19 protein-coding genes and 4 tRNA genes are annotated in these 19,045 nt (G+C 67.9%); 16 read left to right on the forward strand and 7 right to left on the reverse strand.

The features are described 5' to 3' along the window. The first annotated feature begins 61 nt into the window (after positions 1 to 61). Both zapE and ACQUSX_RS01865 read left to right on the forward strand, forming a co-directional pair. A complete protein-coding gene (gene zapE / locus ACQUSX_RS01860; RefSeq protein WP_428905275.1) occupies positions 62 to 1,108 on the forward strand; it encodes a cell division protein ZapE in 1,047 nt (348 codons plus the stop codon). 116 nt (positions 1,109 to 1,224) lie between these two features. Continuing rightward, positions 1,225 to 2,460: an ammonium transporter gene (locus ACQUSX_RS01865; RefSeq protein WP_428905276.1), complete on the forward strand. Its 1,236-nt coding sequence runs from the start codon at positions 1,225 to 1,227 to the stop codon at positions 2,458 to 2,460. A gap of 28 nt (positions 2,461 to 2,488) precedes the next feature. On the opposite strand, the gene ACQUSX_RS01870 is transcribed toward ACQUSX_RS01865, so the two are convergent. Both ACQUSX_RS01870 and ACQUSX_RS01875 read right to left on the reverse strand, forming a co-directional pair. Further along, positions 2,489 to 3,673, reverse strand: coding sequence for a zinc-dependent alcohol dehydrogenase (locus ACQUSX_RS01870; RefSeq protein WP_428905277.1), 1,185 nt, complete (start codon positions 3,671 to 3,673; stop codon positions 2,489 to 2,491). Beyond that, positions 3,670 to 4,977, reverse strand: a complete 1,308-nt coding sequence (locus ACQUSX_RS01875) for a cytochrome P450 (RefSeq protein ID WP_428929944.1) — start codon at positions 4,975 to 4,977, stop codon at positions 3,670 to 3,672. Before ACQUSX_RS01875 ends, ACQUSX_RS01870 begins: the two co-directional genes overlap by 4 nt. A 125-nt stretch (positions 4,978 to 5,102) precedes the next feature. Here ACQUSX_RS01875 and ACQUSX_RS01880 point away from each other — a divergent pair, with 125 nt between their 5' ends. After that, positions 5,103 to 5,693: a type II toxin-antitoxin system PemK/MazF family toxin gene (locus ACQUSX_RS01880; RefSeq protein ID WP_428905279.1), complete on the forward strand. Its 591-nt coding sequence runs from the start codon at positions 5,103 to 5,105 to the stop codon at positions 5,691 to 5,693. A gap of 3 nt (positions 5,694 to 5,696) precedes the next feature. Here ACQUSX_RS01880 and ACQUSX_RS01885 read toward each other — a convergent pair whose 3' ends face one another. Beyond that, positions 5,697 to 6,305: a YceI family protein gene (locus ACQUSX_RS01885; protein WP_428905280.1), complete on the reverse strand. Its 609-nt coding sequence runs from the start codon at positions 6,303 to 6,305 to the stop codon at positions 5,697 to 5,699. Between the two features lie 170 nt (positions 6,306 to 6,475). Here ACQUSX_RS01885 and ACQUSX_RS01890 point away from each other — a divergent pair, with 170 nt between their 5' ends. Next, entirely contained in the window at positions 6,476 to 6,862 is a 387-nt protein-coding gene (locus tag ACQUSX_RS01890) for an SPW repeat domain-containing protein (protein WP_428905281.1), read from the forward strand. Between the two features lie 69 nt (positions 6,863 to 6,931). Here ACQUSX_RS01890 and ACQUSX_RS01895 read toward each other — a convergent pair. Next, a tRNA-Val gene (locus ACQUSX_RS01895) sits at positions 6,932 to 7,004 on the reverse strand. Between the two features lie 197 nt (positions 7,005 to 7,201). On the opposite strand from ACQUSX_RS01895, the gene ACQUSX_RS01900 reads away from it, so the two are divergent. From ACQUSX_RS01900 to ACQUSX_RS01920, 5 genes are all read left to right on the forward strand, one after another. Next, a tRNA-Gly gene (locus ACQUSX_RS01900) sits at positions 7,202 to 7,274 on the forward strand. A 54-nt stretch (positions 7,275 to 7,328) separates the two neighbouring features. Further along, positions 7,329 to 7,399 (forward strand) — tRNA-Cys (locus ACQUSX_RS01905). Positions 7,400 to 7,426: 27 nt separating this feature from the next. Further along, positions 7,427 to 7,498 (forward strand) — tRNA-Val (locus ACQUSX_RS01910). 105 nt (positions 7,499 to 7,603) lie between these two features. Continuing rightward, a complete protein-coding gene (gene thrS / locus ACQUSX_RS01915) occupies positions 7,604 to 9,586 on the forward strand; it encodes a threonine--tRNA ligase (RefSeq protein WP_428905282.1) in 1,983 nt (660 codons plus the stop codon). After that, the gene (locus tag ACQUSX_RS01920) at positions 9,583 to 10,134 is read left to right on the forward strand and encodes an HIT family protein (RefSeq protein ID WP_428905283.1); all 552 of its coding nucleotides are present in this window, start codon (positions 9,583 to 9,585) and stop codon (positions 10,132 to 10,134) included. The genes thrS and ACQUSX_RS01920 overlap by 4 nt, the downstream gene beginning before the upstream one ends. Before the next feature lie 6 nt (positions 10,135 to 10,140). Here ACQUSX_RS01920 and pdxY read toward each other — a convergent pair whose 3' ends face one another. Both pdxY and ACQUSX_RS01930 read right to left on the reverse strand, forming a co-directional pair. Continuing rightward, positions 10,141 to 10,992 carry a pyridoxal kinase PdxY gene (gene pdxY, locus ACQUSX_RS01925; RefSeq protein ID WP_428905284.1) on the reverse strand — a complete coding sequence of 284 codons (852 nt, stop codon included), beginning with the start codon at positions 10,990 to 10,992 and terminating at the stop codon, positions 10,141 to 10,143. 35 nt (positions 10,993 to 11,027) lie between these two features. After that, entirely contained in the window at positions 11,028 to 12,332 is a 1,305-nt protein-coding gene (locus ACQUSX_RS01930; protein ID WP_428905285.1) for an aminotransferase class I/II-fold pyridoxal phosphate-dependent enzyme, read from the reverse strand. Positions 12,333 to 12,400: 68 nt separating this feature from the next. On the opposite strand from ACQUSX_RS01930, the gene pdxS reads away from it, so the two are divergent. Together pdxS and pdxT are read left to right on the forward strand one after the other, a co-directional pair. Continuing rightward, positions 12,401 to 13,300: a pyridoxal 5'-phosphate synthase lyase subunit PdxS gene (pdxS, locus tag ACQUSX_RS01935; protein WP_428905286.1), complete on the forward strand. Its 900-nt coding sequence runs from the start codon at positions 12,401 to 12,403 to the stop codon at positions 13,298 to 13,300. Between the two features lie 7 nt (positions 13,301 to 13,307). Continuing rightward, positions 13,308 to 13,904 carry a pyridoxal 5'-phosphate synthase glutaminase subunit PdxT gene (pdxT, locus tag ACQUSX_RS01940; RefSeq protein ID WP_428905287.1) on the forward strand — a complete coding sequence of 199 codons (597 nt, stop codon included), beginning with the start codon at positions 13,308 to 13,310 and terminating at the stop codon, positions 13,902 to 13,904. Between the two features lie 12 nt (positions 13,905 to 13,916). On the opposite strand, the gene ACQUSX_RS01945 is transcribed toward pdxT, so the two are convergent. Further along, the gene (locus ACQUSX_RS01945) at positions 13,917 to 15,281 is read right to left on the reverse strand and encodes a pyridoxal phosphate-dependent decarboxylase family protein (RefSeq protein WP_428905288.1); all 1,365 of its coding nucleotides are present in this window, start codon (positions 15,279 to 15,281) and stop codon (positions 13,917 to 13,919) included. A gap of 146 nt (positions 15,282 to 15,427) precedes the next feature. Between ACQUSX_RS01945 and ACQUSX_RS01950 the strand changes: the two genes are divergently transcribed. The 5 genes from ACQUSX_RS01950 to yajC all read left to right on the forward strand — a co-directional run bounded on the left by ACQUSX_RS01950 (position 15,428) and on the right by yajC (position 19,038). Beyond that, positions 15,428 to 16,195, forward strand: a complete 768-nt coding sequence (locus ACQUSX_RS01950; RefSeq protein WP_428905289.1) for a YebC/PmpR family DNA-binding transcriptional regulator — start codon at positions 15,428 to 15,430, stop codon at positions 16,193 to 16,195. Between the two features lie 62 nt (positions 16,196 to 16,257). Then, positions 16,258 to 16,860 carry a crossover junction endodeoxyribonuclease RuvC gene (ruvC, locus tag ACQUSX_RS01955; RefSeq protein WP_428905290.1) on the forward strand — a complete coding sequence of 201 codons (603 nt, stop codon included), beginning with the start codon at positions 16,258 to 16,260 and terminating at the stop codon, positions 16,858 to 16,860. Positions 16,861 to 16,869: 9 nt separating this feature from the next. Then, entirely contained in the window at positions 16,870 to 17,478 is a 609-nt protein-coding gene (gene ruvA / locus ACQUSX_RS01960; RefSeq protein ID WP_428905291.1) for a Holliday junction branch migration protein RuvA, read from the forward strand. Further along, the gene (gene ruvB, locus ACQUSX_RS01965) at positions 17,471 to 18,505 is read left to right on the forward strand and encodes a Holliday junction branch migration DNA helicase RuvB (RefSeq protein WP_428905292.1); all 1,035 of its coding nucleotides are present in this window, start codon (positions 17,471 to 17,473) and stop codon (positions 18,503 to 18,505) included. The genes ruvA and ruvB overlap by 8 nt, the downstream gene beginning before the upstream one ends. Positions 18,506 to 18,579: 74 nt before the next feature. Continuing rightward, positions 18,580 to 19,038 carry a preprotein translocase subunit YajC gene (gene yajC / locus ACQUSX_RS01970; RefSeq protein WP_428905293.1) on the forward strand — a complete coding sequence of 153 codons (459 nt, stop codon included), beginning with the start codon at positions 18,580 to 18,582 and terminating at the stop codon, positions 19,036 to 19,038. Positions 19,039 to 19,045 lie beyond the last annotated feature (7 nt).

Genomic DNA, 19,045 nt, shown 5'->3' on the forward strand with positions numbered 1-19,045 from the left:
ACGATAGATCCCTTCTGGCATGCCCGCACTCGGATCGTAAGACTATGACTTCAGGAACGTGATGACCCAGCAGCTCAGCACCGGCGTCGTGCACCTCACCGAGCGCACGCCCGTCGTGACCGGCCCCGAGATGCTGGCCAGCCTCGTACCGCCCCCGCAGTTCGATGACGCGACGTTCGAGAGCTATCGCGCGGATCCCGCGTACCCCTCCCAGGAGGAGGGGAAGGACAAGCTCATCCGCTTCGCCGGTCGGGGAGAGCCGGCCAAGAAGGTCGGATTCTTCCGCCGGGCTCCGAAGGAGGAGCCGATGAAGCCGGGCGTGTATCTCGACGGCGGATTCGGTGTCGGAAAGACCCATCTGCTTGCGTCCATCTATCACGCGCTTCCCGCCCGCCGGAAGTACTTCGGCTCGTTCATCGAGTACACCGCACTGGTCGGCGCGCTGGGCTACAAGAACACGGTCGACCTGCTGCGCGGCGCCGATCTGCTCTGCATCGACGAGTTCGAGCTCGACGACCCGGGCGACACGATGGTGATGACCCGGCTGCTCGGCGAACTCGTGGCATCCGGAACGAAGCTCGCGGCCACCTCGAACACCCCGCCCAACGCGCTGGGCGAGGGCCGGTTCGCCGCTCAGGACTTCCTACGCGAGATCCACGCGATGTCTGAGAGCTTCCAGACGCTGCGCATCGACGGCGTGGACTACCGGCAGCGGGCGATCGACGGCAGCGCCGTCGTGCTCGGCGCCGCCGACTATCAGCAGGCCATCGCGCGGGCGGCGGCATCTGGCGCGGCATCCGATGACGACTTCTCCGAGGTCATCCGGCACCTCGCGCAGGTGCATCCGTCGCGCTACATCCGTCTCATCGACGGCCTTTCGCTGGTCGGGCTGCGCGAGGTGCGCGTGCTCACCGACCAGTCCGAGGCGCTGCGCTTCGTCGCCTTCGTCGACCGGGTGTACGACGCCCAGCTGCCCATCGCCGCGACTGGCGTCGCACTCGATGCCGTCTTCGCCGACGAGATGCTCGCCGGCGGATACCGGAAGAAGTATCTGCGTGCCATCTCGCGACTGAACGCACTGACGCACTCACTGCCGGATGCCGCGTAACGCGACGTTCACATTCGCGGGCGTCCCGTAACACGCTCGCAACACGGCGCGACGGCGCCGGAAACACGGTGGTCACAGACTGAACCTCGTTCGCAACTCGACGAAGGAGGTTCCAGATGGACGCGACGGGAAATGTCTCGTGGGTGATCACGGCGACCGCGCTGGTGCTGCTGATGACGCCCGGAGTGGCGTTCTTCTACGGCGGCCTGGTGAAGGCGAAGAGCGTCATCAGCATGATGATGATGAGCTTCGGCGCGATCGGACTGATCGCGGTGCTGTGGGTGCTGTACGGCTTCTCGATGAGCGCGGTGAGCGACCCGTCGCAGTTCGCCGGCAACCCGTTCGCGGACTTCGGCCTGGTGGAGACGGCCGCGGGCGAGGGATCGAACGTCGCCCTGCTGAGCGTCGCCTACGGTGCGACATTCGCGATCATCACGGTCGCGCTGATCTCGGGCGCGATCGCGGATCGTGCGAAGTTCGGCCCCTGGCTGATCTTTGTCGGCTTGTTCGGCACTATCGGCTACTTCCCGATCGCCGCATGGGTGTGGGGCGGCGGCTGGATCATGAACCTCGGCACCGCGCTGTTCGGTGCTGAGAGCGGCATCGCCGTGATCGACTACGCCGGCGGCACCGCGGTGCACATCAATGCCGGCGCGGCTGCGCTGGCACTGGCCCTCGTGCTCGGCAAGCGCATCGGCTTCCAGAAGGGCATCCAGCGCCCGCACAACGTGCCGCTGACGCTTCTCGGCGCGGCCCTGCTGTGGTTCGGCTGGTTCGGCTTCAACGCCGGTGCGGAGTGGCTCTCCGAGGACATGGGCAAAGTCGGCCTGATCGGCATCAACACCCTCGGCGCTGCGGCGGCCGGCATCCTCGGCTGGATCCTGATCGAGCGGATCAAGGATGGCAAGCCGACATCTGTCGGCGCCGTCTCCGGGCTCGTCGCCGGGCTGGTCGCGATCACGCCGGCCTGCGCGAGTCTCACGCCCGGCTGGGCCCTGCTGCTCGGCGCGCTCTCGGGCGTGGTGTGCGCACTGGCCGTCGACCTGAAGTACCGCTGGGGATTCGACGACTCGCTGGACGTCGTCGGACTGCACCTGGTAGGCGGAATGATCGGCACGATCTACCTCGGCTTCTTCGCCATCGGCCAGGGCCTGTTCACCGGAGGGGACTGGCGTCTGCTGGCGGTGCAGGTGATCGCCGCCGGGGGCGTGCTGATCTACTCTTTCGCGGTCGCAGCCGTCATCGGGCTCGCGATCGAGAAGACCATCGGATTCCGTGTGACGAGCGAGGACGAGGTCGCCGGTGTCGACCTCGTCGTCCACGGCGAGGCGGGCTACGCACTGGCCGAGTGACTGCCTCGACGATGCGGTAGGTCGTCCTTCAGCCCTGCGAGGGCTGAAGGACGACCTTGATGCAGCCGTCTTCCTTCTTCTGGAACGTCTCGTACATCTCGGGAGCACGCTCCAGAGGCTCGCGATGGGTCGTCAGGTCGGTGACGCCGAGCGGGTCCTCCGGATGCTCGACAAGCGCCATCAGCTCAGGGATCCATCGCTTGACGTTGCACTGACCCATCCGCAGCGTGACCTGCTTGTCGAACATCGTCTTCATCGGGAGGATGTCGGCGTCACCCGCATAGACACCGCTGAGGGAGACGGTTCCGCCGCGGCGGACGAGATCGATTCCGGCGTGCAGCGCCGCGAGACGATCGACGCCGACGTTCTCCAGAAGCGGTCGTGCCAGAGCGTCCGGCAGGAGCCCAGCGGCCTTCTGCAGCGTGGCGAGCGCAGGACTGCCGTGGGCCTCGAGGCCCACGGCGTCTATCACCGAGTCGGGACCGCGGTCCTGCGTGATGTCGAGAAGGTACGTGACCACATCGTCTTCGAGATCGAACACGTCGATGCCATGGCGTGCCGCCATCGCCCGGCGCTCCGGCACCGGATCGATGCCCAGAACCTGATGGCCGCGCGACCGCGCGATGCGCGCCGCGAACTGTCCCACGGGCCCTAGCCCGAGGACGGCGACCGTTCCCTCCGACGGGACATCCGCGTATTCGACGCCCTGCCAGGCGGTCGGGAGGATGTCGCTGAGGAAGAGATAGCGCTCATCGGGCAGGTCGTGGCCGACCTTGATGTGGTTGTAGTCGGCGAGCGGCACGCGCAGGTACTCGGCCTGGCCGCCGGGCACCTGGCCGTAGAGCTTCGTGTAACCGAAGAGCGCCGCGCCGCTGCGGTACTCGCGCACCTGCGTGGTCTCGCACTGCGATTGCAGTCCGCGGCGGCAGAACCAGCAGGTGCCGCACGCGATGTTGAACGGGATCACGACGCGGTCGCCGGGGCTCAGCGTCCTCACCCCGGATCCCACTTCGACGACCTCGCCCATCGTCTCGTGGCCGAGGATGTCACCCGGGTCGATGAACGGGCCGAGCAGCTCGTAGAGGTGCAGGTCGGATCCGCAGATCGCCGTGGAGGTGACGCGGATGATCGCGTCGCTGGTCTCGATGATCCCCGGGTCGGGCACCTCATCCACCCGCACGTCCCGCTTTCCCTGCCACGTGAGCGCCTTCATGATCCGATCCTCTCCTTTGTGTTCTGTCGTTCTCGTGCGCCGGCGGCGTGCACGCATCCCCCGGAGGAGGGCATGGTCGGCAGGCGGCGGCGGTTCACATCGAGCCCTCTGTCGCTGATCGTCACGCGTGGGTCGCTGATCGCGGCGATCGCTGCGGACAGCGCGGCGATCGCGAGCTTCTCACCCGGGCAGCGGTGCCCGGTGGCGACGTCGGCGCCGCCGTGCGGGATGAACGCCTCGATCGCTTCGTAGTCCGACTGCTCCAGGAAGCGCTCTGGCCGGAACTGCTCCGGATCGTCCCACGACGCCTCGTCGAGGTCCGTGCCGAGGGTGTCGATGACGACCCGGCCGCCCTTCGGGACGTGCTGCCCGTCGAACTCGATGTCGGTGGTGGCGCGGCCGGGAAGCATCGGCACGAAGAGCGCGGTGCGTCGGATCTCCTGTGCGAACGCGACGGCCAGGGGGCCGCCGACGAGCTGCCCCCGCTCCACGGTCTCGGCGTGGATGCGCGCGCGCCACTCGGGCATATCGTGCAGGCGCGCCGCGGCGAACGCCGCGAAGCGTGCGACGGCGATGAGCGGTCGGATGCTGTTCTGCAGCTCCACGCCGGCAAGCCGGGCGCTCAAGAGCTCTCCGTCGGGGTCGCGGTGCCACGCCCATTCGCGCAGCGCGGTGCCATGCGAAGGGTGCAGGGACCCGGCGCGCACAGCGCGGATCAGGCGGGCGGCCCGGCGGTCGGACCACACGCGGTTGAAGACGGCGGTCGCGAAGCCAGGGGAGAACGGGCGACCGAAGCCATCGACGATCTGCGCGAGACGCGCGGCGAAGCGATCTCGTGCGTCCGTCGTGCCGGGGAGGCCGGCCCATCGCATCCCGGCGCGTCCGAATGCGCGCACGGCGGCGTCATAGGCGCTGCGGTGTTCGCCGTCGACCCACTCATGGAGCTCACGTTGCCATTCCTCGTCGAGCAGCGGATCGAGGCGGCGGACCTGGACATCGTCGTAGGCGACTCGCAGGAAGGTCGACTTGCGGTGCCGGTGCTCGTCGGCATCCAGACTGTGCACCGAGCCGTGCCCGAACAGGGTCTCCTGCACGAAGCGCGGCATGGCGCCGTGCCGCGCTATGCGGCGCTCGTCGTAGAAGACGCGCACTCCCTCGGGGCCTCGGACGAACATCGCGCTGTGACCGAGCAGCCGCATCGGTGCGGCCCGCGCTCCTGTGCGCACGCGCGACCAGATGCGCGAGCCGAGGTCGTATCCGTGCACGAAGATCAGGGGAGCGTCGTCAGCGATCCTGTGGAGCATGTCCTCAGGATGCGCGACCGCCCCGCGCGTGAGAACGGGGGCGATTTTCGACCTCGATTGTGATACCGGGCACGGGTCAGCGTGACTGAGCAGGGGAGCGGACGGGCGCTGGATAGGGTGGGCAGGTGAGTTCGACGAAGAAGATGCTGTCCGCCCTCACCGGCGTCCTCACTCGGATGCTGGCGACGCAGAGACCCAAGCGGCAGGACCTGCAGGGGCGGCCGGACGCGAGGCTGCGCCCGGAGGGCCGGGTTCGCAGAGGTGCGGTCCGCAGTGGCGAGGACGCCGAAGCAGGGCGGATGCCCGGTTCCGAGACCGTGCAGGTGAACCCCGAGCGCATCCGGGATGTGGCCGTGGGCTACTCGCCGTCACGCAACGATGTGCCGGACTCCGGCGAGGTCATCTGGACGTGGGTGCCGTACGAGGAGAACGACGGGCGAGGCAAGGATCGGCCGGTGCTGGTGATCGGCCGGCATGGCCTGGAGCGCGTGTACGCCGTGCGCATGACGAGCAGGCCGCACGACGGCGACCGCGACTATCTGTCTATCGGGTCGGGCGGCTGGGATTCTCAGGGCAGAGAGTCCTGGGTCGATATCGAGCAGCTGTACAGCGTGCACCACAAGGGCATGCGGCGCGAGGCGGCGGTGCTGGACGCGCGTCGCTACGGCAGAGTGGCCGAAGCGCTGATCAAGCGGTACGGCTGGGCACGGGAGTAGCGCTCAGTCGTCGTCTTCGGAGCTGTCAGGGCTGTCGTCGTCGGGCTCGTCGGGCTCTTCGGCAGGCACGGACTTGACGGCCGAGATCTCGAACTCCAGCGTGATCTTCTCAGAGACGAGCACGCCGCCGGAATCCAGCGGTGTGTTCCATTCCAGGCCGAAGTCGCGGCGGTTCAGGCGGCGGCTGCCCTCGAATCCGGCGCGGAGTTCACCGTAGGCACCGGTCTCGATGCCGGTCAGCGCGAGCGGGATCATGACCTGGCGCGTGACATCGCGGATGGTGAGCTCGCCCGTGACGCTGAAGGCGCGGTCGTCGACCTCTTCGATGTGCGTGCTCACGAACGTGATCTCGGGCCACTTGTCGGCCTCGAAGAAGTCGGAACTGCGCAGGTGCTCGTCGCGCTGAGCGTTTCGCGTGTCGACGCTGGTGACGTCCATGGTCACCTTCGCCCAGGAGTTCTCCGGATGCTCGGTGTCGACGTGCAGGTGACCGGTGACGTTGTTGAAGGCGCCACGGACGGTCGTGACCATCGCGTGCTTCGCAGAGAAGCCGATGCGGGTGTGCGCGGGATCGAACTCCCAGTCGCCATTCACTTCGTCGTGATCGATCACAGGTGGCTCCTCGTTTGCTCTCGCAGGGTCGGCAAGACAACCAATAAATGATACCGACCGCACCTGGATCTGTGGATGAAGATCCGAGCGACGGATGCACCCAATCCGATCGGGGGAGTGCGACGAATCCGTAGTGAACCGCATCCCGCGGTGAGATCCAAGGAGGAATCATGCGTTTCATCCCCACGAAGGTCCACGGCATCCTCGACTACGTCGTCGGAGCGGCGCTGATCGCAGCGCCGTGGCTGTTCGGATTCGCATCGGTAGGCGGTGCCGCCGTGGTGATCCCGATCGTCCTCGGCGTCGGGCTGATCGTCTACAGCCTGTTCACCAAGTACGAGTGGGGTCCGTTCGGCTTGATCCCGATGCCGGTGCACCTGGCGTTCGACGTTGTCGCCAGCCTGTTCCTGGCGCTGTCGCCGTGGATCTTCGGATTCGCCGGTGAGGCGCTCAACGTCTGGCTGCCCCACGTCGTCGTCGGGGCGGCGGTGATCCTCGTCGTGATCTTCTCCCAGCCGCAGCCTGCATCGGCAGAGCTCAGGGAGGCACGCGCCTGATCATCCAGACGCACGCTCCGTCAACGAGAATGCCCCGTCGTTCACTCAGTGAACGGCGGGGCACATCGGTGGGCGATGCCGGACTCGAACCGACGACCTCTTCCGTGTGAAGGAAGCGCGCTACCAACTGCGCCAATCGCCCATGTGCAGTTATCTCGTGCACTCCGGCACAGGTAGAAAGCATACCCGATCGAATGCGCCCCACCTGCACCGCGTCGTCCCTCGGGCGTGGCGTTCGGGGTCGGCTCGGAATGACACGCCCGACTGCGTGATGCGGTTTGGTGATGCGCTGAACCTGGGCTAATGTATTTCAAGTGCCCGGGACACCGGGAACGAAATGCGGATGTAGCGCAGTTGGTAGCGCATCACCTTGCCAAGGTGAGGGTCGCGAGTTCGAGTCTCGTCATCCGCTCGAGTGCAGGATCCCCTTCGGGGGTTTCGGCATGTGGGTTCGAATCCACCTCCTGGTGGCGTGGCCGAGCGGCTAGGCACCGGCCTGCAAAGCCGTTTACACGGGTTCGAATCCCGTCGCCACCTCTCAGCACAACTGAAGAGCCTTCACAGGCGCGATTGGCGCAGCGGTAGCGCGCTTCCCTGACACGGAAGAGGTCACTGGTTCGATCCCAGTATCGCGCACAGACGAAAACCCCGGTTCCGCCGGGGTTTTTGCGTTTGCTCGAGAGTGCCGGGGTTCTGGGCTCGAAGCAGTGGATGGGTTCTGCTCGCAACTAGGATGGTCGGGTGACCACTGGATTCGACCTGTACCCCGACCGGAACGTCATCGCCCTGCGCGTCGACGGTGAGCTCAAGGACCTCGCCACCGAGGTGACCGACACGCAGACCACCGAGCCGGTCACCATCGACAGCCCCGTCGGTCTCGACATCCTGCGCCACTCGACGGCGCACGTGCTCGCTCAGGCGGTGCAGCGCATCCGTCCGCAGTCGAACCTCGGCATCGGCCCGCCCATCACCGACGGCTTCTACTACGACTTCGGCGTCGACGAGCCCTTCACCCCTGAGGACCTCAAGGCCATCTCGAAGGAGATGCAGCGCATCATCCGCGAGGGCCAGCGCTTCACCCGCCGCGTCGTCACTGAGGAAGAGGCGCGCGCAGAGCTCGCCCACGAGCCGTTCAAGCTCGAGCTCATCGACCTCGCCGGCGGTCCTGGCTCCGGCGCCGACGCCGCCGAAGGAGCGTCTGTCGAGATCGGCGCCGGCGAGCTGACGATCTACGACAACGTCACCAAGGACGGCGAGGTCGCCTGGAAGGACCTCTGCCGCGGCCCGCACGTCCCGGGCACGCGCATGATCGGCAACGGCTGGGACCTCACTCGCGTCGCCGCCGCCTACTGGCGCGGCAGCGAGAAGAACCCCCAGCTGCAGCGCATCTACGGCACCGCCTGGCCGACGAAGGACGAGCTGCGCGCACACCAGGAGCGCCTCGCCGAGGCGGAGCGCCGCGATCACCGCAAGCTCGGCGTCGAGATGGACCTGTTCTCCTTCCCCGACGAGATCGGCTCGGGTCTTGCGGTGTTCCACCCCAAGGGCGGCATCATCCGCTACGAGATCGAGGAAAATCTGCGCCGGCATCTGCTGCGCAACGGCTACGACGTGGTCAACTCCCCGCACATCACCAAGAAGGATCTGTTCCAGACCTCCGGTCACCTGCAGACCTACGCCGACGGCATGTTCCCCCCGATGCACCTCGACGAGGTCGTCGACGACGAGGGCAACATCACCCGTCAGGGTCAGGACTACTACCTGAAGCCCATGAACTGCCCCTTCCACAACCTGATCTTCCGCTCACGCGGGCGCAGCTACCGCGAGCTGCCGCTGCGCCTGGCGGAGTTCGGCACCGTCTACCGCTACGAGAAGAGCGGCACGCTCTCGGGTCTGACCCGCGTGCGCGGACTGACCCAGGACGACGCCCACATCTATGTCACCCAGGATCAGGTGCGTGAAGAGCTCACCACCAACCTCAACCTCGTGCTGGAGCTGCTGCGCGACTACGGGCTGAACGACTTCTACCTCGAGCTGTCCACCAACGAAGAGGGCAACGACAAGTTCCTCGGCGAGCCCGAGCAGTGGCGCACCGCGATCGACACGCTGCGCGAGGTCGCGGTCGAGTCCGGCCTCGAGCTCGTCGACGACTCGGGCGGAGCCGCGTTCTACGGCCCGAAGATCTCGGTGCAGGCACGCGACGCCATCGGCCGCACCTGGCAGATGTCGACCATTCAGCTCGACTTCAATCAGCCCGAGCGCTTCGCGCTGGAGTACACCGGTCCTGACGGGCACAAGCACCGCCCGGTGATGATCCACCGCGCGCTGCTCGGCTCGGTGGAGCGGTTCTTCGCCATCCTGCTCGAGCACTACGCCGGAGACTTCCCGCTGTGGCTCGCCCCCGCTCAGGTGGTCGGCGTGCCGGTCGCGGATGACTTCGCCCCGTACCTGGACGACGTCATCGCTCAACTGCGCGCCGCGGGCATCCGAGCCGAGGTCGACCACTCCGACGACCGGATGCAGAAGAAGATCCGCAACCACACCACCGCCAAGGTGCCGCTGATCCTGATTGCGGGGGCGCAGGATCGAGAGGCGGGCACCGTGTCGTTCCGCTTCCGCGACGGATCGCAGGAGAACGGCGTGCCGATCGCGACGGCGATCGAGCGCATCCGGACTGCCGTCTCGAGCCACGCGCGGGTGATGACCGCCGAGGATCTCGCATGACGGACCCCGGCTCAGGGATCCCTCCGGAGGACGGCGGTCATCTGGCCGGCGTCCCTGATGAGTTCCAGCGGCTGTGGACTCCGCACCGGATGGCGTACATCCAGGCGGGCCCGGAGCCGCTGCGCGAGGAGTGCCCGTTCTGCGAAGCTCCGAAGCATGATGACGCGGAGCGGCTGATCGTCGCGCGCGGCGAGACCGCCTACGTGCTGCTGAACCTCTTCCCGTACAATTCGGGTCATCTGCTCGTCTGCCCGTACCGTCACATCGCGACCTACGATCAGGCGACGTCTGAGGAGGTCGCCGAGATCGGCGCGCTGACCCAGACGGGGATGCGCGTCCTGCGCGAGGTCTCGCGCTGTGACGGCTTCAACCTTGGCATGAACCAGGGCGCCGTCGCCGGCGCCGGAGTCGACGCGCATCTGCACCAGCACATCGTGCCGAGATGGTCGTCGGATGCCAATTTCTTCCCGATCATCGCGAAGACGAAGGCACTCCCGCAGCTGCTCGGCGAGGTGCGCGAAGCCGTCGCGCGTGCTTGGCCCGCCTGAGGACCTCTACCGGACCTGGCGGGCGCTGAACTGCATGCGCGGGTTCGCGTAGGACTCCTGCGCCTGGATCAACTGGAGTTCGCGATCGTCGGCCTCCAGCGTCAGCTGAAGCAGATCGAAGACACTCGAGACGGTGCGCTCCAGCGCGATCTTCGCATCACCGGTGGCGACGTAGTGCGCCGTGAAGAGCGCCGCGGTCACATCCCCCGATCCGTTCGCCTTCATCGGCAGGTGCGGAGTGGTGACCAGCCAGGCGCCCTTCGCGTCGGCTGCGAGCATCTCGATCGTGCCCTCTACGCGATCGGGCCGCTCGACCGAGGTCACCAGCACCGTCGACGGACCCATCGCCGTGGCCGCATCGACCGAGGTCAGCGTGGACTCGAGCGTGTCCGGCTCCGTGCCGGTCAGGTAACCCAACTCGAACTGGTTCGGCGTGATGATGTCGGCCACCGGAACCACCTTGTCGCGCAGCAGGTCCGGGATCGCCGGCGCGACGAAGCAGCCCGACTTGGCGTTGCCCATCACCGGATCGCACGCGTAGACCGCATCCGGGTTCTCTGCCTTCACCCGCGCGACAGCGTCGATGATCACGTCGCCGATGCCTTCGCCGCCCTGGTATCCGCTGAGCACGGCGTCGATCTGCGACATCACGCCGCGATCCTCGATGCCGGTGATGACCTCTCGGACGTCGTTCGGCTCGATCATCGGCCCGCGCCACGCGCCGTAGCCGGTGTGGTTCGAGAAGTTCACCGTGTACACCGGCAGCACGTCGACGCCGAGACGCTGCAGCGGGAAGACGGCGGCCGAGTTGCCGACGTGGCCGTACGCCACGGCCGATTGGATCGAGAGGATCTTCATCCCGCTATCCTCTCACCCGCAGAGGTCGAGCCCTGTCACCGCTGAGCGGCCGCGATGTCGTCGATCAGCCGCTCGGCGTCGTCATCCGACAGATCGTGCACGGTGAGCCGCAGGTGGTGCGAGGGCGGCGCGGCCTCATCGAGACGGAACTCATCGCCGGGCCGCGCCAGCCAGCCGCGACGCATCAGCCTGTCGGTCGCGACCCGTGCGGGGATGCTCAGCCGCACCCACAGGCTCAGCCCGTCAGTCGACGTGGTCGTGATGCCCCGAACGGCAAGGGCGGCGGCGAAGGCCGCGTTCTTCCCGGCGTAGTGTGCGGCCGCCGCACTGATCTGCGTGCGGACGCCGCCGTCGGTCAGCTGCGCGTGCGCGAGCCGCTGCAGCAGGTGGCTGACCCACGTGGTGCCGGGGCTCAGCCGCATCGCCAGGCGCTCGGCGGTCGTCGGATCAGTCGCGGTGAGCGCGAGGCACATGTCCGGACCGAGGAACTTCGAGACCGAGCGGACCAGCGCGAATCGGCGATGCTCGGGCCCGATCAGCGATGCGTACGCATGGCTGGACAGCAGCGAGAAGTGGTCGTCCTCGATGATCAGCACATACGGATGCTCGGCGAGCTCCGCACGCAGCGCTGAGGCGCGCGCGGGGGACAGGCTGACACCGGTGGGGTTCTGCGCGCGCGGTGTGCTGATGATCGCTCGCACGCCCGCCTTCAGTGCGGCACGCAGGCCCTCCACCGTCATTCCCTCGTCGTCCACCGGCACCGGCACCGCCCGGTAGCCGCCGAGACGGACGGTGTGGATGCTGGCGAGGAAGCACGGATCCTCCAGCGCCACGGCGTCGTCGCGCATCAGCGCCTGCGCGAGCAGCCGTTCGACGGCGTCGACCGCGCCGCTGGTCACGCAGATGCGCATGTCGTCCCGAGGGAGGTCGCCGTGCATCCACTCGCGGGTCCACGCCTCGAGGCCGGCGTCGATCACCGGCTCGCCGTACAGCACCGGCCGGCCGACGATGCGTCCGAGCGCTGCAGTGGGGTCGGGGATCAGCCGGGGGTCGGGGTTGCCGGATCCGACGTCGTGCAGCACGGTGTCGGCGACGCCCTCCTGGGCGACGCTGTCGCCACCGGCGATGAGCGTGCCGGCGCGTCCGCGGGATACGACGAGGCCGGCCTGTGCCAACTGGCGGTAAGCCGCGACGGCCGTGTTCCGGTTGATGCCGAGGAGCCCGGCGAGCTCGCGCACCGGTGGCAGCGCATCGCCGGGGCGCAGCACTCCGCGCTCGCGCAGCCCGCGCACGCTGCCGGCGATCTCAGCGGCGGTCGTACCGGTGATCTTGACGTCCATCACGACGAGTCTAAGGTGCTATGTTTTGACATAGGCCAAATGATTCTTTGTCACATTGAGGAGTGACCATGGCATCCGACCAGAACCCGACCACCGGATCGCAGCGCGTCAAGCGCGGTCTCGCCGAGATGCTCAAGGGCGGCGTCATCATGGACGTCGTCACGGCGGAGCAGGCGAGGATCGCAGAGGACGCCGGAGCCGTCGCCGTCATGGCGCTCGAGCGCGTTCCCGCCGACATCCGCGCACAGGGCGGTGTCTCGCGCATGAGCGACCCGGACATGATCGACAGCATCATCTCGTCGGTGTCGATCCCCGTCATGGCGAAGGCCCGCATCGGCCACTTCGTCGAGGCGCAGGTGCTCCAGGAGCTCGGCGTCGACTACATCGACGAGTCCGAAGTGCTCTCGCCCGCCGACTACGTCAACCACATCGACAAGTGGCCGTTCACCGTCCCGTTCGTGTGCGGGGCGACCAACCTGGGCGAAGCGCTGCGCCGCATCAACGAGGGGGCGGCCATGATCCGTTCCAAGGGTGAGGCCGGCACCGGCGATGTGTCGGAGGCAATGAAGCACATCCGCAAGATCCGCGGCGAGATCGCCGCTCTCGCCGCGCTGTCGAAGGACGAGCTGTACGTCGCCGCCAAGGAGCTGCAGGCCCCATACGAGCTGATCGCCGAGATCGCCGAGACCGGTGAGCTTCCAGTCGTGCTGTTCGTCGCCGGGGGCGTCGCGACCCCGGCGGACGCCGCCATGATGATGCAGCTCGGCGCAGACGGCGTGTTCGTCGGCTCGGGCATCTTCAAGTCGGGTGACCCCGCCGCCCGTGCGAAGGCCATCGTGCAGGCCACCGCGGCCTACGACGACCCCAAGGTGATCGCGGACGTCTCGCGCGGACTCGGCGAGGCGATGGTCGGAATCAACGTCTCGGACCTGCCCGCACCTCACCGCCTCGCCGAGCGCGGCTGGTAAGCAGCGGATGTCGCGAAGCCGCGTCGGCGTGCTCGCGCTGCAGGGCGATGTGCGCGAGCACGTCGCCCTGCTGCAGCGACTGGATGCGGAGGTCGTGCCCGTCCGCCGTCCCGAGCAGTTCGCCGCCGTCGACGGCCTCGTCATCCCCGGCGGAGAGTCCAGTGTCATCGACAAGCTCTCCCGCATCTTCGGGCTGCGCGCGCCGATCCGCGACGCGATCGCCGAGGGCATGCCGATGCTCGGCACCTGCGCGGGGCTGATCATGCTCGCCGACACCATCACCGACGCGATCGATGGTCAGCAGACGTTCGGCGGCATCGACGTCGTCGTCCGCCGCAACGCCTTCGGGCGCCAGGTCGAGTCGTTCGAGGCATCCCTCGACGTCCCTGCGCTCGGCGCGGAGCCGGTGCGAGCGACGTTCATCCGCGGCCCTGTCGTCGAGACGGTGGGACCGGATGCCACGGCTCTGGCCGCCCTGGATGACGGACGGGTGGTCGCCGTGGAACAGGGGAACCTGCTGGGGATCAGCTTCCACCCGGAGATCTCGGGGGAGACGCGTTTTCATCAGCGCTTCCTCGACCGGGTCGGCGGGCGCAGCGGCTGACACCCGCCGTGGTCAGGAGCGCACCAGGCCGCGGATCGCGTCGACCGTGCGGTCGATGTCACTTGCGGTGGTCACCCACGATGACATCGAGCAGCGCAGGGCGGCCCTTCCCCGCCACTCGGCGCCTGTGACCGCCGCGGTGCCCTCACTGAGGATGGCCGCACCCAGTTGACGCGTCCGCTCATCCGAGGCGAGGCGGAACATCACCTGGGTGTAGTCGACATCGTTCAGGATCTCGATCTCGTCGATCGACGAGAGACCGTCCGCGAACAGCAGCGCGTTCTCGTGCAGCCGTTCGATCAGGGCGGCGACTCCCGCGCGACCGAGCGCGCGCAGCGCGGCCCACGCAGGCACGCCCCGCGCCCGACGTGACAGCTCGGGCGTCGTATCCCAAGGGTCGAGCCCCGAGTAGATGAGGTAGTCGCCGCCGGTGCGGAACATCGCGATCGAATCCGCCGGTTCGCGGACGATGGCCATCCCGCAGTCGTACGGCACGTTGAGCGTCTTGTGCGCGTCGGTCGCCCATGAATCAGCATCCGCCATACCCGTGGTCAGGCGCCGCAGCACCGGCGACGCAGCGGCCCACAGCCCGAACGCGCCATCGACGTGCACCCAGGCGCCGTGTTCATGGGCGAGCGGGATCAGCGCCGCGAAATCGTCGAAAGCGCCGGTGTGCACTTCGCCGGCCTGCATGCACACGATCAGCGGACCGCCATCACCGCTGAGCGCCTCCTCGAGTTCTTCGGGGCGCATCCGGCCCTGGTCGTCGGAGCCGACGATCAGCATCTCGTCCCGCCCGATGCCGAGAAATCGCGCGGCCCTGTCCACTGAGCCGTGGCGGTCTGCGCCGACGACGAGCCGCAGCGCTGGTGCCCCGCGCAGCCCGCGAGCCGCGATATCCCAGCCGGCCCTGGCGTAGACGGCATTGCGCGCGGCGGCAAGACAGGTGAAGTTCGCCAGCTGACCGCCCGTGACGAATCCGACGCTGGCTGAAGCCGGAAGCGCCAGCAGCTCCAGCATCCACTGCCCGGCGACGCGCTCCATCGCCACCGTGGCGGGTGTGAGCAGCGACGAGCCGGAATTCTGATCCCACGCCGACACCAGCCAGTCCGCGGCGAGGGCCGCGGGATGTGTCGCACCGATCACGAAACCGAAGAAGCGTCCACCGGCGATGGCCACCAGCCCGTGATCGGCCCGCTCGGCCATCTCGACGACGACGGCTGCCGCGTCCGTCTCGCTCTCCGGCAGCGGGCCGCCGAACGCGGTGAGCATCTCATCGATGTCGGCGCGCGGCCATACGGGCCGCTCGTCGAGAGTATGCAGGAATCGCGTCGCGAGGTCGTGCGCGGCGTCGAGAGCCCGCTCCCGATCGTCCATGGGGGTCAGTCAAGCACTGGCCCCCCTTCGGGACAAGAGGCTGTGATGCATGCGCTTGACCTGTCATGGCGGGCCGGCCCCGGCGATTCGTTAGACTGGACGACGCCCTGGAGGCGACTCCGGGCGGATGAGACGAGCGGAGATATATGTCCGGGCATTCCAAGTGGGCGACGACCAAGCACAAGAAGGCGGTCATCGACGCGCGCCGTGCCAAGTCGTGGGCGAAGCTGATCAAGAACATCGAGGTCGCGGCCAAGCTCGGCGGCGCCGACCTGGCCGGCAACCCCACCCTGTACGACGCCGTCTTCAAGGCCAAGAAGATGTCGGTGCCGAAGGACAACATCGATCGCGCCGTCAAGCGCGGCGCCGGCATCGGCGGTGAGGCCGTCGAGTACGCCTCGATCATGTACGAGGGGTACGGCCCCAACGGCGTCGCGCTGATGATCGAGTGCCTCACCGACAACAAGAACCGCGCGGCAGCGGAGGTGCGCACAGCGCTCAGCCGCAACGGCGGCACCCTGGCCGACCCGGGTTCGGTCGCGTACAACTTCAGCCGCAAGGGCGTCATCGTTGTGGGTTCCGAGGGAACCACCGAGGACGACGTCATGATGGCGGCGCTCGAGGCCGGCGCGGAGGAGATCGAGCCGCACTCCCAGGGCTTCGAGGTCATCACCGAGGCCACCGACCTGGTAGACGTGCGCACTGCCCTGCAGGAGGCAGGCATCGACTACGAATCGGCGGACGTCGAGTTCGTGCCGAACCTCAAGGTCGAGATCGATGCAGCCACCGCGCGCAAGATCTTCCGTCTGATCGACGCGCTCGAGGACAGCGACGACGTGCAGAACGTCTTCAGCAACTTCGATCTGTCGGCAGAGGTCCAGGCCGAGCTCGAGAACGACGGCGACGACGACTGATCCTCGCGCCCGCGCGGGCGCGCCTCGGGTCCGAGTCGAAGCATGACTCGTAGCCTGGGGGAGTGAGTTCTCCTCTGCGCGTGCTCGGCATCGATCCCGGGCTGACCCGGTGCGGCATCGGCATCGTCGACGTCGACCGTGCGCGGCGCGCCACGCTGGTGCACGTCGGCGTCGTGCGAACACCGGTGGATGCCGACATCGCCGAGCGCCTGGCCGGCATCGCCGCGGGGCTCCGCGCGGTGATCGAGGAACACGGCCCGGCTGCCGTGGCGGTGGAGCGCGTGTTCGCTCAGCAGAACATGCACACGGTGATGGGCACCGCCCAGGCATCCGGCGTCGCACTGCTCGTCGCGGCCGAGGCCGGACTGCCGGCAGCGACCCACACGCCCAGCGAGGTGAAGGCCGCCGTCACCGGGTACGGTTCGGCGGACAAGCGCCAGGTGCAGTCGATGATCGCGCGCATCCTGCGGCTCGACGCGCCTCCCCAGCCCGCTGACGCAGCGGATGCCCTTGCTATCGCCCTCTGTCATGCGTGGCGTCGGGGCGGCGCCGCGAGCGACACGGGCACCGCTCTCACGCCAGCGCAGCGCGCCTGGGCGGATGCCGAGCGCATCGCCCGCAGCTCGACTCGTGTCGCTCGAACAGATGTACGACCTGCTCGATAGGCTGGAGACATGATCTCCTCTCTGCGCGGCACCGTGCTGCATGCCGCATCCGGCCAGGTCGTCGTCGAGACCGGCGGTGTCGGCTTCTCGGTCTTCGTGCCGGCCGACATCGGCCACACCGCGGTGGTGGGGGAGCAGCTGCGACTGCACACCAGTCTGATCGTCCGCGAGGACGCGCTGACGCTCTACGGCTTCGGCGATGCCGACGAGCTGGAGATCTTCGGTCAGCTGATCAGCGTCACCGGAGTCGGTCCGAAGTCCGCGCTGGGTGTGCTGTCCCACCTCACGGTCGATCAGATCGCCGAAGCTGTCACGGCAGAAGACGACGCGCCGTTCCGTCGGGTCTCGGGCATCGGACCGAAGACGGCGAAGCTCATCGTCGTGCAGCTCGCCGGCAAGGTGCAGCCGCGCGTGGCATCCAGCCCTGCGGGAGCGGTGAGCACGGACGTCACCGAGCAGGTGACCGCCGCCCTGGTGGGCCTCGGCTGGACCGAGAAGATCGCAGCCGAAGCCGCCGCGCAGACGGCGGAGGATGCCACGGACGCCGAGCGTGAATCCGTCCCGGCGCTGCTGCGCCGGACTCTCGCAGCGATGGGCCCAGGAGCCAAGCGTGGCTGAGCCGGCGCGCGACGCCGGCGAGGCGCTGGACGAGGCCGAGCTCGCGATCGAGGGTGCGCTGCGCCCGGCGAGTCTCGACGAGTTCGTGGGGCAGCCGAAGGTGCGCGGTCAGCTGCAGCTGCTGCTGGAGGCGGCGCGCATCCAGGAGCGGACGGCCGATCACATCCTCCTCGCGGGCCCGCCGGGTCTCGGCAAGACGACGCTGGCGATGATCGTCGCGCACGAGAGCGGCAGGCCGCTGCGGCTGTCCAGCGGTCCGGCGATCCAGCATGCCGGCGATCTCGCCGCACTGCTTTCCAGCCTGACCCCGGGCGAGGTGCTCTTCATCGACGAGATCCACCGCATGGCCCGCTCCGCGGAAGAGATGCTGTACCTCGCGATGGAGGACTTCCGCATCGACATCATGGTCGGCAAGGGCGCCGGCGCCACCAGCATCCCGCTCGACCTCGCTCCGTTCACGCTGGTCGGCGCGACCACCCGCTCCGGCCTGCTGCCCAACCCGCTGCGCGATCGCTTCGGATTCACCGGACACCTGGAGTTCTACGACGACGGCGATCTCGAGCAGGTCATCAGGCGCTCGGCAGGCGTGCTCGGCGTCCGCCTCCCCGACGACGCGCTCTCCGAGATCGCCCGCCGCTCGCGCGGCACACCGCGAATCGCGAACCGGCTGCTGCGACGCGTGCGCGACTACGCGCTCGTACACGGCAGCGGGAGTGGGTCCGCATCCATAGCCGACGTGCGCGCCGCCCTCGAGCTGTACGACGTCGATCCGATCGGCCTCGATCGTCTCGACCGCGCGGTGCTGGATGCCCTGGTGCGAAGGTTTCGAGGCGGGCCGGTTGGGCTCAGCACCCTCGCCGTCGCAGTGGGCGAAGAGGGGGAGACGGTCGAGAGCGTCGTGGAGCCGTACCTCGTGCGGATCGGCTTCCTCGGGCGAACGCCACGCGGGCGCATCGCGATGCCAGAGGCCTACGCGCACCTCGGCATCGCGCACCCGGACGGGGTCGCATTGTTCGATGACCTATAATCGCTGAAGACTTCCCGGCTAGATCCCCTACGCACCGCCGCGTTCGGCGTGCACCTCGAAAGGCTTCAACTCTCATGGAAATCATCCTCTTCGGACTTCTCGCCGTGATGCTCGTGTTCATGTTCCTGAACACCCGCAAGCGCCAGAAGCAGATGAAGGAGCAGCAGGAGGAGAAGGCATCGAAGACCATCCCCGGCGCCAAGGTGCTGCTGCAGGGCGGGCTCTACGGAACCGTCGTCTCCTACGACCCGGTCGACCTCGACAAGCCCGCTGAGATCGAGCTGGCTCCGGGCACGGTCATCGAGGTTCACAGCCAGGCGATTCTGCGCGTGGTCGACCCGACCGAGCCGGTCGACTCGCACGACGAGGACGCTGCGGATGCTGTGGCGCTGGACGCACCGGTCGAGGACGTCGTCGCCGACGAGCACCCCGACGTCACCCCCGCCAAGGGGGCCGACGACGGCATCGAGTCGATCCAGGTCGAGACGCCTGAGGAGACGAAGGCTCGTCTCGAGCGCAACGACGACAACTGACGCCCCC

Source organism: Microbacterium alcoholitolerans, from assembly GCF_050408615.1.
Classification (GTDB): Bacteria; Actinomycetota; Actinomycetes; order Actinomycetales; family Microbacteriaceae; genus Microbacterium.

Coding starts and splice junctions, on each gene's coding strand:
- zapE (WP_428905275.1), top strand. CDS start 62: ATGACCCAGCAGCTCAGCACCGGCGTCGTGCACCTCACCGAGCGCACG.
- ACQUSX_RS01865 (WP_428905276.1), top strand. CDS start 1,225: ATGGACGCGACGGGAAATGTCTCGTGGGTGATCACGGCGACCGCGCTG.
- ACQUSX_RS01870 (WP_428905277.1), bottom strand. CDS start 3,673: ATGAAGGCGCTCACGTGGCAGGGAAAGCGGGACGTGCGGGTGGATGAG.
- ACQUSX_RS01875 (WP_428929944.1), bottom strand. CDS start 4,977: ATGCTCCACAGGATCGCTGACGACGCTCCCCTGATCTTCGTGCACGGA.
- ACQUSX_RS01890 (WP_428905281.1), top strand. CDS start 6,476: ATGCGTTTCATCCCCACGAAGGTCCACGGCATCCTCGACTACGTCGTC.
- ACQUSX_RS01920 (WP_428905283.1), top strand. CDS start 9,583: ATGACGGACCCCGGCTCAGGGATCCCTCCGGAGGACGGCGGTCATCTG.
- pdxY (WP_428905284.1), bottom strand. CDS start 10,992: ATGAAGATCCTCTCGATCCAATCGGCCGTGGCGTACGGCCACGTCGGC.
- ACQUSX_RS01930 (WP_428905285.1), bottom strand. CDS start 12,332: ATGGACGTCAAGATCACCGGTACGACCGCCGCTGAGATCGCCGGCAGC.
- pdxS (WP_428905286.1), top strand. CDS start 12,401: ATGGCATCCGACCAGAACCCGACCACCGGATCGCAGCGCGTCAAGCGC.
- pdxT (WP_428905287.1), top strand. CDS start 13,308: ATGTCGCGAAGCCGCGTCGGCGTGCTCGCGCTGCAGGGCGATGTGCGC.
- ACQUSX_RS01945 (WP_428905288.1), bottom strand. CDS start 15,281: ATGGACGATCGGGAGCGGGCTCTCGACGCCGCGCACGACCTCGCGACG.
- ACQUSX_RS01950 (WP_428905289.1), top strand. CDS start 15,428: ATGTCCGGGCATTCCAAGTGGGCGACGACCAAGCACAAGAAGGCGGTC.
- ruvA (WP_428905291.1), top strand. CDS start 16,870: ATGATCTCCTCTCTGCGCGGCACCGTGCTGCATGCCGCATCCGGCCAG.
- yajC (WP_428905293.1), top strand. CDS start 18,580: ATGGAAATCATCCTCTTCGGACTTCTCGCCGTGATGCTCGTGTTCATG.